Here is a 12,854-nt window from a genome sequence, read left to right as displayed (position 1 = left end):
AAAACCGTTTTGTCCAGAGAGCATGCTCAATCACAGGAAACTGGCTGCCCGGGCGCTGCTTGCAGTCGTTTTCTGGCCGTCGCTGTTCTTCTTCTGGTTCCTCGGGCCGTTCGTCTTTTTCCTGCTGTCGACGACATCGAGCGAGGTTTGCACCCGGCTGGAAACAGGCTCGGAGTTCCTTGCCGCGGCCAATGGCACCATTCCGATGCTCGCCGCGCAGAACCTCATCTACGCGATTCCGATCCTCTGCCTGGTGCTATGGGATCGGCTTTCGCCGGATCCAGCGCGGGCAAGGCATGTTGTCACCTGCATCAAGCTTTTCGCGGCAGCGGTGCTCGTTGGAGCGCTGTGGGAGTACGGCTCTTCGCTTGTCTGCGATGGCTACGGTCAGCCATTCTTCTCCCCATTCTGGCAGATGACGAGCTTTCTCCCCATTGTCAGCGTCGTGCTCAACGTTCCGCTCTATATCCTGGCCTTCAGCCTTGGCCGCGCGTTCTCGACACGCGAGGATGCCGAGGACGAAGCGAGCCCACCGGCTTAGGCCTGCTTCCGAAGTCCACGGGCCCTTCTTGCCCGTGGCAGGACAGAACGGCTTCAATCCGGACCCGAAAGGCTCTAGGCTCCGGCGAGTCACATGGCCGGGCTCCGGCCGCTCGAAACAGGATTTTGCCATGGCAATGGATGCCCACGACATCGAAAAACTGATCAAGGACGGCATTCCGGACGCCAAGGTGACGATCCGCGATCTCGCGGGTGACGGCGACCACTACGCGGCCGAGGTGGTGGCCGAGAGCTTTCGCGGCAAGAGCCGCGTCCAGCAGCACCAGATGGTCTATGATGCACTGAAGGGCAATATGGGCGGCGTGCTGCACGCGCTGGCGCTGCAGACCAGCGTGCCTGACTGAACCTCGAGACCGGCGCTGTTCAGATTTTGACCAGCATCGCCGTGAGGTACATGAAGCCTACTCCGGCTGCCAAACCAGCCATCGCGCTCGGTGCAAGCAATGCCCGTGTGCCGTCTCCCCGCTGGCGAAACTGCATCGAAACAAGCTCGACGATCACCTGCAGGATTGCACCTGCGCCGACAGCCAGCGCCAGCGCCGACCATTGCGGGGCGTAGGCGAGGCTGCCGATCCACAGGCCGACGACGGCGGGGCCGCCCGCGAGCAGCGTCAGTCCGGCGAAGGTCCGCAATGACGGGCGCTGCTTCAGGATCGGGGCAGCGATGCCGATACCCTCGGTGATGTTGTGCAATGTGAAGCCGAGCACGAGGAAGGTGCCCAGCCCCGCCGCGCCCGAGGCGAAGGCGGCGCCGATCGCCAGCCCTTCGCCGAGATTGTGCAGGCCGATGCCGAGCGCGATGAAGGTGGCGAGCGCCAGACCGGTCGGCGTCCCGCTCCGCCGGCCTGCAGCCATCAGCAGGAGGAAACTGGCGGCGGCGGCAAGCACAACCATCGTCGGCCCCTGGAACAGGGCGGCGGCTTCGCCGGCCAGTTCGAACGCATCCTCCAGGGCATCGACGAAAAGGAAGGCGAGCAGCCCGACGGTCAGCGACAGAAGAAAGTCCATGCCGCCCCGTCCGACGCCGCGGAGCGCGGGATAGAACATAAGGCCGATCGCCACCGGCAGGATGCCGACAAAGGCGCCGAGCACCGCCTGCGCGGCGAAGCTCAGCGAATCGCGTGTCGGCGTGGGCACGGCTACGGCGATCTCGTGCCCGAACGTCGTCCCGGTGCTGGTCACGACGTTGATCGCATGCGCCTCCCCCAGCACCCAGGGATATGGCAGGCTGATCCAAGCCGTGGCGCCGCGCGCGATCGGTCCCGGAGGATCCTGCGTGAACTGCCAGAAGGCATCGTCGACCTGGACCTGCGCAACGGTCATCGCTTCCGATCCTCCGCCCCGGACAAGGACCCGGATGCCGTCGGCCCCCAGTATCGTCCGCTCGAAGGTAAGGTTCTCGACCGGCGGCGCGCCATTGCGGAAGCTCGACAGCGGGTCAGAGGAGACCAGCCAGGCGATGGCTAGCCCGAGCACAACGAGCGGCAGTGCGACCCAGAGCAGATAGGCAGACCTCGGGCGGCCGGCGCGTGGATCGGCAGAAGTCTGGCTCAGGTCGGTCACGACACGGCCTCCACGACATCGAACATGCCGGACCAGCCGAGTTCGGTGAATTCCGACTGATGGGGATGGAACATGTAGAGGCCCGGTTCGTGGTCGCGGAAATGGAACTCGAGGATGCCGCGCTCGGCCTGGCATTGGGTGATCAGGTCGACGGTCTTGAGCGTGGGCGTCAGGGTTGTGCCCTGATTGTAGTAGTCGAAGAAATTGGCATGCAGGTGGAAGGAATTGATCGGATCGAACTCGACGACATTGACGAGATAGATGCGGACGGGCTTGTCCTTCAGCACCCGGATCGGCTTCTTGGCATATGCGTGGGCGACCGTGTTGACGGCGTAGACCTCGTTCTCGTTGTCGAAGTTGGTGTCGAAGGCGTTCATCACCATGACGAATTCCTGCCAGCCGGCATTCTCCGGAGTGCCGAGCAAGCGCGATCGGGCGACAGTTTCGTGCTCCGGATGCCGGACCGGATCCGGGTCGATCACGAAGGCGCCATACATGCCCTTCTGGATGTGCCGCTTCAGCGGCAGGGCGTGGCAGTGATACAGGTGACAGCCGAACGGCCTGGCATCGAACTCGTAAACGAACTCCTCGCCCGGCCCGATCAGGCCGGCGCCCGGAACACCGTCCATGCGCGCGGCATGGATACCGTGAAAATGCATCGAATGCGGATGCGAGCCTTGGTTGCGGAAGACGATCCTCAGCCGCTCGCCCTCGGTCGCACGCAACGTCGGTCCTGGCACACGACCGTTGTAGGTCCAGGCGGGGAACATGATGCCGGGCGCGATCTCGATCTCCTTGTCCTCGGCCGTGACCTCGAAGGTGCGAAGCGTCCGCCCATCCGGCAGCATCGACACGGTTCCGGTGTACCAGTCGCTCAGCATCTTGGATGGATCGAAGCCGTTGCGTGCGTCGTCCACCTCGCCGACCGTGATCATGGCGCCATGGGCTGAGAGATGCGCCGACGGCCCTTCAGCGGCAGCGGCAGCCGGCATCTCGTGGCCGGCGTGGCTTGTCTGACCGAGGGCGGCATTCGCAGCGACCACGGTGCCGCCGGCAGCCGCAAGGCCACCGGCCAGAAGCAGCCTTCGATCGAGCTTTCGCTCCAGCCAGAGTTTCCCCTCGCGCATGCCAGCATCCTCCATGCAAAAACTTGCGATCACAATAGCGCAAGCTTCAAGAGTTAGCTACAGCTATATTTCGGCTTTGGCGCCACCCGATCACCAGCGTCGGACTGGGTGGCGGTTGCCACATCCGGCCTGGCGGCGGCGTAGGCGTTCGTTTCCAGGATGATGGGCGGGCGCTGCGGCTATCTGAACCACCAGATCAGAAAGCCTACGAAGACCTCCCCACCATACCGGCTTTTCATCGCGCCCCGAGGCTTCTGAATGCCCACCTGTTTGGCCCAATATCAGGCGATCCTTTGCGCCATTTCCGCGGCGGCGGCGCAAACATCTTGTTTCGGGCAACCTATGGGTTTATTTGATGGCTATGTTTCCAGCCTGACTCCCACAGGCGTGAAAGGATCGTCCATGAGCGGTATTAACGACTACATCGACAACGAAGTGAAGGGCAACGACGTCGTCCTTTTCATGAAGGGCACGCCCGGTTTTCCGCAGTGCGGATTTTCCGGCCAGGTCGTCCAGATCCTCGACTATATCGGCGCCGACTACAAAGGCGTGGACGTGCTGACCTCGGCCGAGCTGCGCCAGGGCATCAAGGAATATTCCAACTGGCCGACGATCCCGCAGCTCTACGTCAAGGGTGAATTCGTCGGCGGCTGCGACATCGTCCGCGAGATGTTCCAGGCAGGCGAGTTGCAGACGTTCCTCGTCGAGAAGGGCGTCAGCGTCAAAGGCGCCGCCTGATTTCTGTTTTGCGCATAGACTAGGCGCCAGGGCAGCCCCACCTCGGCATTTTTTATGTCCCTGATATCGGGACCAAGACGAGCCAATGCGCCGGCCCGCCGGCGCATTTTCGTTTGAGAGATCGGACTTGCCGTGGACCAGCCAACAGCCGCGCCGCAATCGGCAAGCAAACTGCCCATTCCGCGCTGGGAGTTCATCGCGCTGTGCGCCGCGCTGATGGCGCTGAACTCGCTGGCCATCGACATCATGCTGCCGGCCCTGCAGCAGATCGGCGCTTCGCTCGGCGTCGAGAACGAAAACCATCGGCAATATGTCATTACAGCCTATATTCTGGGCTTCGGCGGCGGCCAGCTTTTCTTCGGTCCGATCTCGGATCGTTTCGGACGTCGCGCGCCACTGGTTGCCGGGCTGGTGATCTATGTCGCCGCGGCTGCGGCGGCGGCTGTTGCGCCAAGCTTTGCGACGCTTCTGTTGTGCCGGGCCGTACAGGGCATAGGCGCGGCCGCGACCCGCGTCATCGCCGTCTCGATCGTGCGCGACACTTTCGACGGCCGGCGCATGGCCGAAGTGATGTCGCTGATCTTCATGGTGTTCATGGCCATCCCGGTCATCGCGCCGGGCGTCGGCCAGTTCATCATGCTGTTTGCAACCTGGCATTGGATCTTCGTCACCATGGCCGTCGGCGCTCTGATCGTGTCGGCGTGGTCACTGTTGCGCCTGCCTGAAACGCTGCATCCCGAATATCGCCGGCCACTGACCGTCAACTCCATCGTCGGCGGTTTCCGCATCGTGCTCACCAACCGCATTGCCATCTGCTATGCCTTCGCCAGCACCTTCATTTTCGGGGCCATGTTCGGCTTCATCGCCTCGGCGCAGCAGATCTATGTCGACATCTTCAACGTAGGCGAGATGTTCCCGGTCATCTTCGCCGGGGTTGCGGGCGTGCTTGCTTTCTCCAATTATCTGAACTCGCGTCTTGTCGGCCGTATCGGCATGCGCCGCCTGTCGCAGAGCGCGCTGCTGTTGTTTCTGGTCGTCAGCCTGGCCTGGCTCGTCGTTTCGCTGGAAATGAAGATGCCGCTCTGGCTTTTCATCACCTTCTTTGCCAGCGCCATGCTTCCGTTCGGTGCGCTCGGCGCCAATTTCAACGCGTTGGCCATGGAGCCGCTCGGCCAACTGGCCGGCACGGCGTCGTCGATCCTGGGTTTCATGCAGACCTTTCTCGGCGGCATCCTCGGCACGCTGATCGGTCAGGCCTTCAACGGCACGGTGACGCCATTGGCCGCCGGCTTCTGCAGCGTCTCGGTCGCTGCGCTGCTGATGATTTTCATCGCCGAGCGCGGCAAGATGTTCCAGCCTCAAAACCCACCCGTCTCCGGGCATATCGCCGACTTGCATTGAATTGTTGTTTTTGCGCGTGGTGAGCAGCGGAAGCGCAGGAAACCGCCGTCTGCAGGCCGGCCTCATCTGAATATCAACAGACCTTAGGATGCACCTTCAAGGGCCGCCGTGAAGCGAGGGACAAGCGTCCGCCCCGCGATTGCACCGCCCATGCTGTCCGAAAAAGGCAAAGGCAGAGCGTCATCGAGTGCCCTCAGGATGGAAGCCACGAAGGCCCGGTTGAGCTGGGTATCGGCCCCCAGATCGGAATAGGTGGCGCGAGGCTTGCCAATCAGCGTGCCGTTGCGGCGAAGCGAGAACTGCAGTGTCAGGGACATGCCGGCGGTTCCGGCGGGCGGCTTCCAGCACGCGAAGATCGCGTCGGACATTTCCTTGATGGTGTCGACAGGATCGGGACTGCGACAGGTGCGTTCCTGCGATCTTGCTTCGTTCGAGCCGGCAAACACGGCGATGCCAAGGGCCGCTGCAAAAATTGCGGACCAAGGTTTCACGCGGTAGTTCTCCCGGTTTGCACGAGATTGCATCAATCTTTTCGGCGCACAACCCGGCGATTTAGACGGTGGCCGTTGGAATTGATCCTATTCTGCCCAGAGTTCGCGGCGCAACTCGTGCCAGCTTTCCCGGTCGGGCGCGACAAGCAAGCCACCATCCAGATGCGACGGCAGATAGGCGCTGCCGTCGAAGCGCGCGGCGTGGCCGCCGGCCTCGGCATGGATCAGCACACCGGCCAGATGATCCCACGGCATCAGCTTGTTGTAGACGACGAAATGGGCATGGCCACTGGCCAGCAGGCGGTATTCGTGCGCCGCGCAGCGATAGGCGAATTGCGACAGGATCTTGGTCTGGTTGCGCGCCAGTCGTGACCGCTCCGGTTCGGGCATGTATTGCCAGGAGACGGAGCCGGTCATGTCCGCGATCGGCGCAGGCGCCGCGACGCGCACCTTCTCCAGGCTGCCATGCGCATGCCTGATATGGCTGCCGGCGCCCTTGGCGCCGATCAGCCAGTCCTTGCCGACCGGATCGTGGATGATGCCGGCAACCGTCTCGCCCTTGACCACGACCGCCAGCATGACGCCGAACAGCGGCACGCCGGATGCGAAATTGAAGGTGCCGTCAACCGGGTCGATGACGAAAGCCAGATCGGCATCGCCCAGACCATTGAGCAGCGCCGGATCGTCGGAACAGGCTTCCTCGCCGACGACCATCGCCGAGGGATAACGCGCGCGCAGCCTGGCGGTGATCAGCCGCTCGGCATTGACGTCGGCCTCGGTCACCAGGTCGGCGGCGGACGTCTTCTGCCGGATGTCGCCGTCGCCCAGCCGGCGAAAGCGCGGCATGATCTCGGCCTGGGCTGCCTCGGCCAGAAGGCTGGCCAGCCAGTCGATCGCGGAGTCGTCAAATGTCATCGGGAACATCTTGCCTGGTGGTGAGGGTGTCGTTGAGCGCGGCGAAGTCGAACAGTTTTCTGTCGAGCAGGTGCGATGGCCTGCCGTTGGACAGCGCACGCAGCATCGTGTCCTTGCGGCCGGGCATGCGCTTTTCGATATCTTCGAGCATCGCCTTCATGGCGTTGCGCTGCAGGCCTTCCTGACTGCCGCAGAGATCGCAGGGAATGATCGGGAACCGCATCGCCGCGGCAAATTTCTCAAGGTCGGTTTCGGCGCAGTAGCTCAGCGGCCGCAGCACCATGACGTCGCCCTCGTCGTTGAGTAGTTTTGGCGGCATGGCGGCAAGACGGCCGCCATGGAACAGGTTCATGAAGAAAGTCTCCAGAATGTCCTCGCGATGGTGGCCGAGCACCAGCGCCGAGCAGCCCTCTTCCCGCGCGATGCGATAGAGATGGCCGCGCCTGAGCCGCGAGCAGAGCGAGCAATAGGTGCTGCCCTCGGGCAGCTTGTCGGTGACGACGGAATAGGTGTCCTGATACTCGATCCGGTGCGGAATGGCGTGGCTGTCGAGATAGTCGGGCAGGATGTGTTTGGGGAAATTCGGCTGGCCCTGGTCCAGGTTGCAGGCCAGCAAATCGACAGGCAACAGCCCGCGCCATTTGAGGTCCAACAGCACGGCGAGCAGCCCGTAGGAATCCTTGCCGCCAGACAGCGCAACCAGCCAGCGCTGGCCGGGCTTCACCATCGAGAAATCCTCGATCGCCTGACGGGTGAGACGCAGCAGCCGCTTGCGCAATTTGTTGAACTCGACCGAGGACGGCACGTCGGCAAACAGCGGATGGAAGCCGCCATCGCCGTCGGCAATCGGTTCAAGCGCTTCGATGTCTGGCAGCATGTTCACGGCATGTCGCTTTCGGTGGACCGGTCATCGTTTCAAGGAAACGCCGACCGCTCTATCACTTTGTTCGGAGCAATTCCGGACGGAAAACCGATTCCCACTTTTCCCGGAATTGTTCGGAGCGCCCGGATTAGCGGACATGGCCGACAAAGAAAAGGCCGCCTCGACGGGCGGCCTTTGGAGGGTATCGCAAATGCGTTCGCTCAGCGCGAATAGAATTCGTCGCTCGGCGCGAATGGAATTCGTCGCTTAGCGCGAATAGAATTCGACGACCAGGTTCGGTTCCATCTGCACGGCGAACGGAACGTCAGCCAGGCCGGGGATGCGCGAGAAGGTCGCGACCATCTTGTTGTGATCGGCTTCGATGTAGTCCGGCACGTCGCGTTCGGCCAGGCCCACCGATTCCAGAACGATGACCAACTGCTTCGACTTTTCGCGGACTTCCACGACGTCGCCCGGCTTGCAGCGGTACGAGCCGATGTTGACGCGCTTGCCGTTGACGTTGACGTGGCCGTGGTTGACGAACTGACGGGCGGCGAAAATCGTCGGCACGAACTTGGAACGGTAGACGACCGCATCGAGACGCGACTCGAGCAGGCCGATCAGGTTCTCGGAGGTGTCGCCCTTGCGGCGATCGGCCTCTTCATAGACCTTGCGGAACTGCTTTTCCGAAACGTCGCCATAGTGACCCTTCAGCTTCTGCTTGGCGCGCAGCTGCAGGCCGAAATCGGAAAGCTTGCCCTTGCGGCGCTGGCCGTGCTGGCCGGGGCCGTATTCACGCTTGTTGACCGGGGACTTCGGGCGGCCCCAGATATTTTCGCCAAGACGGCGGTCGATCTTGTACTTCGCGGATTCGCGCTTGCTCATCGCATTCCCTTTTCAAAACAACACACCCGGAACCTCATGGTCCGGGTGAAGGAAACGCGCCCTCCTCTGGCCTCCGTTTTCGAGACCTGACAGGGTTTTCCCACGCAACGCGGCGGAAAACCCACGGGACACGTCATTTCAAACAAGATCAGAACGACTAGGCATCCTGATCTTGCGCATACAAAACAAACACCGGACATCGCTGCCCGGTGGTGACGGCTGGTTAAACCGAGATTTAACCGGTGTCAAGCTTGTGACTGGCATCGGGCATGGCAAGGCGATACCGCTTCCCATGTTGATGCAGTGCCGGATGTGGCGGGAGCTTATTGCGCCAATGGCATCAGGAAAAGACTGGGCATCGGAGAGACTGGAGTTAGAGGAGCGCGATTCTTATGAAGAAATTCTTCCTTGCCCTGGCAGGTGCTGCGGTGCTTGCGGGTTCGATGGCGGTGGCGCCGGAACCGGCGATGGCGCGTCATTGGCACGGACACAAACAGGTTTGCCGCATCATCGTGAAGAAGAGAGTGGTGTGGCGGCATGGTCACCGGAGGGTGATCGTCCACAGGGTACGGCGCTGCCACTGGTGGTGACACCGGCCTGGGCCCGGTAGACCGGGAAATAATCCATCCATCGCAATGATCGAAGCCCGCAGCTTTATCCGCGGGCTTTCACTTTGGTGCTTCTCTCCCAGACGACACGCGACCGGGGTCAGCTGTCCGATTTCTTTTCTGGCAGACCCTTGCGCTTCGTCTCGGCGAACTCCTCGAGCTGCTTTTCGCTCATCGATTCATACATTTCCTTCGATGCGCCTTTGAGCTCGCTCTTTTTGGTGTCGCCGCGCTTGGCCGACAGAGCGGCGCCGGCGGCTTTCTGCTGGGCTTTCGAGGTGGCTGGCATGGCTGTTTCTCCCTTTATCGCCTGGGAGAAAACGCAACGACCCCGCCAATGTTCCGGACATCAGGCGACCGTCAGGCCAAAGCCCTGCATGAGCCGGCTGGTGGCAAAATCCACCTTGCCGGAGGTGAAGACCGCAATGTCAGGCTCACCCACCGGCAGTGGTCCATTGACCGGCGCGAGCAGCGACATGGCACGGCGGGCGATCGCTTCGGCCGGATCGATCCAGTCGACCGGCCAGGGCGCGGTCTTGCGCATGCGGTTGGCCAGGAACGGATAATGCGTGCAGCCGAGCACGACAATGTCGGTGCGGGCGCCGTCCTTCTCGACGAAGCATGGCGCGATCTCGGCGCGGACGATCTCCTCGTCGACGAACCCCTCGCGCATGTAGATTTCCGCCAGCGGCGCCAACCGGTCAGAGCCGACGAGCCGCACATGGCATTTCTGCGCCCATTTGCTGATCAGGTCGCGCGTGTATTGACGCTTGACCGTGCCCGGCGTCGCCAGCACCGCGACAAGTCCGGAGCGCGTACGCTCCGCCGCCGGCTTGATCGCAGGCACCGTGCCGACAAAGGGATGACCGGGGAATTTCTCGCGCAACGCGTCGATCACCAGCGTCGAAGCGGTGTTGCAGGGAATGACCGAAATCTCGGGCTGGAATTTTTCCAGCAGCGCGCCGAACAGGCCGAGGATATGGGCGTTGAGGGCCGGCTCCTCCCAGGCGCCATAGGGGAAGGCGGCATCATCGGCGACATAGACAAAGCGGCGGTCAGGCATCAGCACACGCGCCTCGCGCAGCACGGTGAGCCCGCCGATGCCGGAATCGAACATCAGGATCGGCCGCTCAGTCATTGTCGGTTCCTTTTCCGCCGAGCGGCGGCATGTCGTCGTCTTTGCCGGTGGCCTTGCCGGCGAGGCGATCGCCCTCCGCCTTGCGGGCGCGCGCTACGGCTGCGGGCAATCGTCTTGGATCGTCGCCCGGAGACCCCTCGCCACGCGGCATCGCCGGTGAAAATCTGTCCAGCGACGAGATGATGCCGCGCAGCACCTTCAGCTCCGGTTCGGCAAAGCCGGCACGCGTCAGCACGGCGCGCAGATTGTCGACCATTTTCGGCTTCTTCGGTGCGGGACGGAAATAACCGCGCGCTTCCAATGCGCCTTCGAGATAGGCGAACAGGCCGTGCAGCTCTTCCTTGCTTGCCGGCTTCATGTCTGGACCGGAAAAATTGGTTTTGGTTTCGTCTTCCAGGCCAGACTTCATCCATTCGTAGGACATCAGCAAGGCCGCCTGGGCGATGTTGAGCGAAGAGAAATCGGGATCGACCGGGAAGGTGACGATCTCGTCGGCAAGGCCGACCTCGTCATTGTAGAGGCCGAAGCGCTCGCGTCCGAACAGGATGCCGGTGCGCTGCCCCATTGCGTGACGGGTCCGGAGCACCCTGCCCGCTTCCACCGGGCCGCGCACGGATTTGAAGCCGTCGCGCTGCCTGGCCGTGGTTGCGAAAACGAAGTTCAGGTCGGCGAGCGCCGAGGCCAGATCGTCGAACACTGTCACGGCGTCGATGACATGGTCGGCGCGGCTGGCGGCGGCGCGCGCCTTCTCGCTCGGCCAACCGTCGCGCGGATTGACCAGGCGCAGCTCCGAAAGGCCGAAATTGGCCATGGCACGAGCGACCATGCCGATGTTCTCACCGAGCTGCGGCTCGACGAGGATGATCGCCGGGCCAGCGGTCATGAGGCCGCGCTGAAAGTCCGTTCCTGCCATGTGTTCCAGGTGATTGCGCCACGAAGTCTTCGCGTCCTGCCATATCGATACGACTTTTTGAAGAGTTATCGGCCGCCTGACAGACAAATACCCTTCTGCCGCTCCCCCTGGTTTGCGCGAAAAATCCAGATGCGCGTCACCGGAGGGCTCGCGCAAATGCCAGGCTTGTACAAGCAGATGAGCCGCGCGCTCCGTCCCTCAAGAAATTGGTGGGATGCGGCATCGCACTCGTGCTGTTGGCGACAAGACATCTGGTTTGTTGCGGCAAATGGCTCAACCATGACGACCCCAAACCGCTGACAAACGGATCGGCCCGTGCCGCTTTGCTATTGACGATATTTTCCATTTGTAGAAATCATCTACGATCCGAATGAACGTTTATTTACGATGACGCATCGCGTGACTGGGAAACAAATTTAGAAAGCGGTAATGTCGAAACCGCTTGGGTTCAATTTTTATCGACGAATAGTATTTGGAACGATGGAGTGTGTTTTGCACGCTCCTGTCATTTATCTATGCCCCAAGCATCCAACACGGGATTCAATGGCCGACGAAGCGTCAGCCAAAACCTAGGAGGGGTAAATGAAAGTCGTACGGTTTTTCCTTTCACTCGCTGTCTTGCTTCTGGCGTCAGTCTTCCTGATTGCGCCAGCTTCCGCGCAGGCAACGCGGACGTGGGTTTCCGGCGTTGGCAACGACGCCAATCCGTGCAGCCGAACTGCACCTTGCAAGACGTTTGCCGGTGCCATCTCGAAGACGGCGACGGCCGGCGAAATCGACTGTCTCGACCCAGGCGGCTTTGGCGCGGTCACCATCACCAAATCCATCACCATCGACTGCAAAACGACGGAAGGTGGTGTGCTCGCGTCCCTCGTGAACGGCATCGTCGTCAACACGCCCGTCGGCTCCTCAGTGCATCTTCGCGGCATCAGCATAAACGGTGTGGGCAACGGCCTCGACGGCGTGCGTATGATCGGCCAGGGTCAATTGCATATCGAGGATTCCAACATTGAGCGGATGGCCGGCAACGGCGTCGAATTTCTCGCCAACGGGAACAGCGAACTCTATATAACCAACACGCGCATAGCCGAGACAGGCGCTGAAGGCGTTCTCATCAAAACGACTGGGGCCGTTGGGATCAATGCCATCCTTTCGAGGGTGGAAATTACCAACAGCGCCAGCGGCATTCTTATCGACGGCACCGGCAACACCGTTGCCATGAACCTGACACTGACCAACAGCCTTATCAGCGGCAACACCGGCAACGGGGTGGTGGTCAAATCCGTCGCTGCGGCATCGCCGGTGCGCGCGACGATTACCGGTAATACGATCAGCGCCAATGCCGGCACCGGCGTCAACGCGAACGGTGCCGCTGCCAGCGGCAACGGAAGCGCCATCGCCTTTCTCGGCGGATCGACGATATTCGGCAATGTCACCGGGGTCAGCAATACCGGGAGCGGCGCCGTCCAGTCGTTCAAGAACAACATGATCTCCGGCAACCTGACCGACGGCACGCCGCTCACGGCCTTCCCGGGCCCTGGCGGTACGCCATTGCAATAAGCGCCTGCCGCCCGCGCGTCAGCATGAACAAAGGCGATGCCGGCTGCCCTCAAGGAATGGTGCGGCATCGCCAGTTTGTTACCGATTGCTAT

15 protein-coding genes are annotated in these 12,854 nt (G+C 61.9%); 6 read left to right on the top strand and 9 right to left on the bottom strand.

Annotation, left to right across the window (positions count from 1 at the left end; genetic code table 11):
- Nucleotides 1-22: 22 nt before the first annotated feature.
- Entirely contained in the window at nucleotides 23-541 is a 519-nt protein-coding gene (locus ACFSOZ_RS10640; protein ID WP_379097025.1) for a hypothetical protein, read from the top strand.
- A 130-nt stretch (nucleotides 542-671) separates the two neighbouring features.
- On the top strand, nucleotides 672-905 hold the full coding sequence (locus ACFSOZ_RS10635; protein ID WP_010909092.1) for a BolA/IbaG family iron-sulfur metabolism protein: 234 nt from the start codon (nucleotides 672-674) through the stop codon (nucleotides 903-905).
- A gap of 19 nt (nucleotides 906-924) precedes the next feature.
- Here ACFSOZ_RS10635 and ACFSOZ_RS10630 read toward each other — a convergent pair whose 3' ends face one another.
- Together ACFSOZ_RS10630 and ACFSOZ_RS10625 are read right to left on the bottom strand one after the other, a co-directional pair.
- Nucleotides 925-2,124 carry a ZIP family metal transporter gene (locus ACFSOZ_RS10630; protein WP_379097022.1) on the bottom strand — a complete coding sequence of 400 codons (1,200 nt, stop codon included), beginning with the start codon at nucleotides 2,122-2,124 and terminating at the stop codon, nucleotides 925-927.
- Complete coding sequence (locus ACFSOZ_RS10625) at nucleotides 2,121-3,251, bottom strand: multicopper oxidase domain-containing protein (RefSeq protein ID WP_379097020.1); 1,131 nt, start codon at nucleotides 3,249-3,251, stop codon at nucleotides 2,121-2,123. The genes ACFSOZ_RS10630 and ACFSOZ_RS10625 overlap by 4 nt, the downstream gene beginning before the upstream one ends.
- Nucleotides 3,252-3,653: 402 nt before the next feature.
- On the opposite strand from ACFSOZ_RS10625, the gene grxD reads away from it, so the two are divergent.
- Together grxD and ACFSOZ_RS10615 are read left to right on the top strand one after the other, a co-directional pair.
- Complete coding sequence (gene grxD / locus ACFSOZ_RS10620; RefSeq protein ID WP_379027203.1) at nucleotides 3,654-3,989, top strand: Grx4 family monothiol glutaredoxin; 336 nt, start codon at nucleotides 3,654-3,656, stop codon at nucleotides 3,987-3,989.
- A 132-nt stretch (nucleotides 3,990-4,121) separates the two neighbouring features.
- Nucleotides 4,122-5,390: a multidrug effflux MFS transporter gene (locus tag ACFSOZ_RS10615; RefSeq protein WP_379097018.1), complete on the top strand. Its 1,269-nt coding sequence runs from the start codon at nucleotides 4,122-4,124 to the stop codon at nucleotides 5,388-5,390.
- Between the two features lie 83 nt (nucleotides 5,391-5,473).
- Here the strand turns inward: ACFSOZ_RS10615 and ACFSOZ_RS10610 are convergent, their stop codons facing one another.
- The 4 genes from ACFSOZ_RS10610 to rpsD form a co-directional block, all read right to left on the bottom strand.
- Nucleotides 5,474-5,881 carry a hypothetical protein gene (locus ACFSOZ_RS10610; RefSeq protein WP_379097016.1) on the bottom strand — a complete coding sequence of 136 codons (408 nt, stop codon included), beginning with the start codon at nucleotides 5,879-5,881 and terminating at the stop codon, nucleotides 5,474-5,476.
- 87 nt (nucleotides 5,882-5,968) lie between these two features.
- Nucleotides 5,969-6,796, bottom strand: a complete 828-nt coding sequence (locus ACFSOZ_RS10605; protein WP_379097014.1) for an inositol monophosphatase family protein — start codon at nucleotides 6,794-6,796, stop codon at nucleotides 5,969-5,971.
- Nucleotides 6,786-7,673, bottom strand: a complete 888-nt coding sequence (gene ttcA / locus ACFSOZ_RS10600) for a tRNA 2-thiocytidine(32) synthetase TtcA (RefSeq protein ID WP_379098149.1) — start codon at nucleotides 7,671-7,673, stop codon at nucleotides 6,786-6,788. Before ttcA ends, ACFSOZ_RS10605 begins: the two co-directional genes overlap by 11 nt.
- Before the next feature lie 252 nt (nucleotides 7,674-7,925).
- A complete protein-coding gene (rpsD, locus tag ACFSOZ_RS10595) occupies nucleotides 7,926-8,543 on the bottom strand; it encodes a 30S ribosomal protein S4 (RefSeq protein WP_023773182.1) in 618 nt (205 codons plus the stop codon).
- 392 nt (nucleotides 8,544-8,935) lie between these two features.
- Between rpsD and ACFSOZ_RS10590 the strand changes: the two genes are divergently transcribed.
- Complete coding sequence (locus ACFSOZ_RS10590; protein WP_379097011.1) at nucleotides 8,936-9,133, top strand: hypothetical protein; 198 nt, start codon at nucleotides 8,936-8,938, stop codon at nucleotides 9,131-9,133.
- A gap of 118 nt (nucleotides 9,134-9,251) precedes the next feature.
- Here the strand turns inward: ACFSOZ_RS10590 and ACFSOZ_RS10585 are convergent, their stop codons facing one another.
- The 3 genes from ACFSOZ_RS10585 to ACFSOZ_RS10575 are packed head-to-tail and all read right to left on the bottom strand — an operon-like array spanning nucleotide 9,252 to nucleotide 11,202.
- Complete coding sequence (locus ACFSOZ_RS10585; protein ID WP_378918235.1) at nucleotides 9,252-9,440, bottom strand: DUF3008 family protein; 189 nt, start codon at nucleotides 9,438-9,440, stop codon at nucleotides 9,252-9,254.
- Between the two features lie 60 nt (nucleotides 9,441-9,500).
- The gene (gene murI, locus ACFSOZ_RS10580) at nucleotides 9,501-10,289 is read right to left on the bottom strand and encodes a glutamate racemase (protein ID WP_379097009.1); all 789 of its coding nucleotides are present in this window, start codon (nucleotides 10,287-10,289) and stop codon (nucleotides 9,501-9,503) included.
- Complete coding sequence (locus ACFSOZ_RS10575) at nucleotides 10,282-11,202, bottom strand: RNA methyltransferase (protein ID WP_379097006.1); 921 nt, start codon at nucleotides 11,200-11,202, stop codon at nucleotides 10,282-10,284. Before ACFSOZ_RS10575 ends, murI begins: the two co-directional genes overlap by 8 nt.
- An 873-nt stretch (nucleotides 11,203-12,075) precedes the next feature.
- Between ACFSOZ_RS10575 and ACFSOZ_RS10570 the strand changes: the two genes are divergently transcribed.
- Nucleotides 12,076-12,762: a right-handed parallel beta-helix repeat-containing protein gene (locus ACFSOZ_RS10570; RefSeq protein WP_379097003.1), complete on the top strand. Its 687-nt coding sequence runs from the start codon at nucleotides 12,076-12,078 to the stop codon at nucleotides 12,760-12,762.
- Nucleotides 12,763-12,854: the final 92 nt, after the last annotated feature.

It is taken from the genome of Mesorhizobium newzealandense, assembly GCF_042682145.1.
GTDB classification, from domain to species: domain Bacteria; phylum Pseudomonadota; class Alphaproteobacteria; order Rhizobiales; family Rhizobiaceae; genus Mesorhizobium; species Mesorhizobium newzealandense.
The sequence above is the reverse complement of the archived record's forward strand: the minus strand, read 5'-3'. Positions and strand labels throughout refer to the sequence as shown.

Bases quoted from the DNA above. Each gene is read 5' to 3' on its own strand.
- ACFSOZ_RS10640 (WP_379097025.1), top strand. From the start codon at position 23: ATGCTCAATCACAGGAAACTGGCTGCCCGGGCGCTGCTTGCAGTCGTT.
- ACFSOZ_RS10635 (WP_010909092.1), top strand. From the start codon at position 672: ATGGCAATGGATGCCCACGACATCGAAAAACTGATCAAGGACGGCATT.
- ACFSOZ_RS10625 (WP_379097020.1), bottom strand. From the start codon at position 3,251: ATGCGCGAGGGGAAACTCTGGCTGGAGCGAAAGCTCGATCGAAGGCTG.
- grxD (WP_379027203.1), top strand. From the start codon at position 3,654: ATGAGCGGTATTAACGACTACATCGACAACGAAGTGAAGGGCAACGAC.
- ACFSOZ_RS10605 (WP_379097014.1), bottom strand. From the start codon at position 6,796: ATGACATTTGACGACTCCGCGATCGACTGGCTGGCCAGCCTTCTGGCC.
- ttcA (WP_379098149.1), bottom strand. From the start codon at position 7,673: ATGCTGCCAGACATCGAAGCGCTTGAACCGATTGCCGACGGCGATGGC.
- rpsD (WP_023773182.1), bottom strand. From the start codon at position 8,543: ATGAGCAAGCGCGAATCCGCGAAGTACAAGATCGACCGCCGTCTTGGC.
- ACFSOZ_RS10590 (WP_379097011.1), top strand. From the start codon at position 8,936: ATGAAGAAATTCTTCCTTGCCCTGGCAGGTGCTGCGGTGCTTGCGGGT.
- ACFSOZ_RS10585 (WP_378918235.1), bottom strand. From the start codon at position 9,440: ATGCCAGCCACCTCGAAAGCCCAGCAGAAAGCCGCCGGCGCCGCTCTG.
- murI (WP_379097009.1), bottom strand. From the start codon at position 10,289: ATGACTGAGCGGCCGATCCTGATGTTCGATTCCGGCATCGGCGGGCTC.
- ACFSOZ_RS10575 (WP_379097006.1), bottom strand. From the start codon at position 11,202: ATGGCAGGAACGGACTTTCAGCGCGGCCTCATGACCGCTGGCCCGGCG.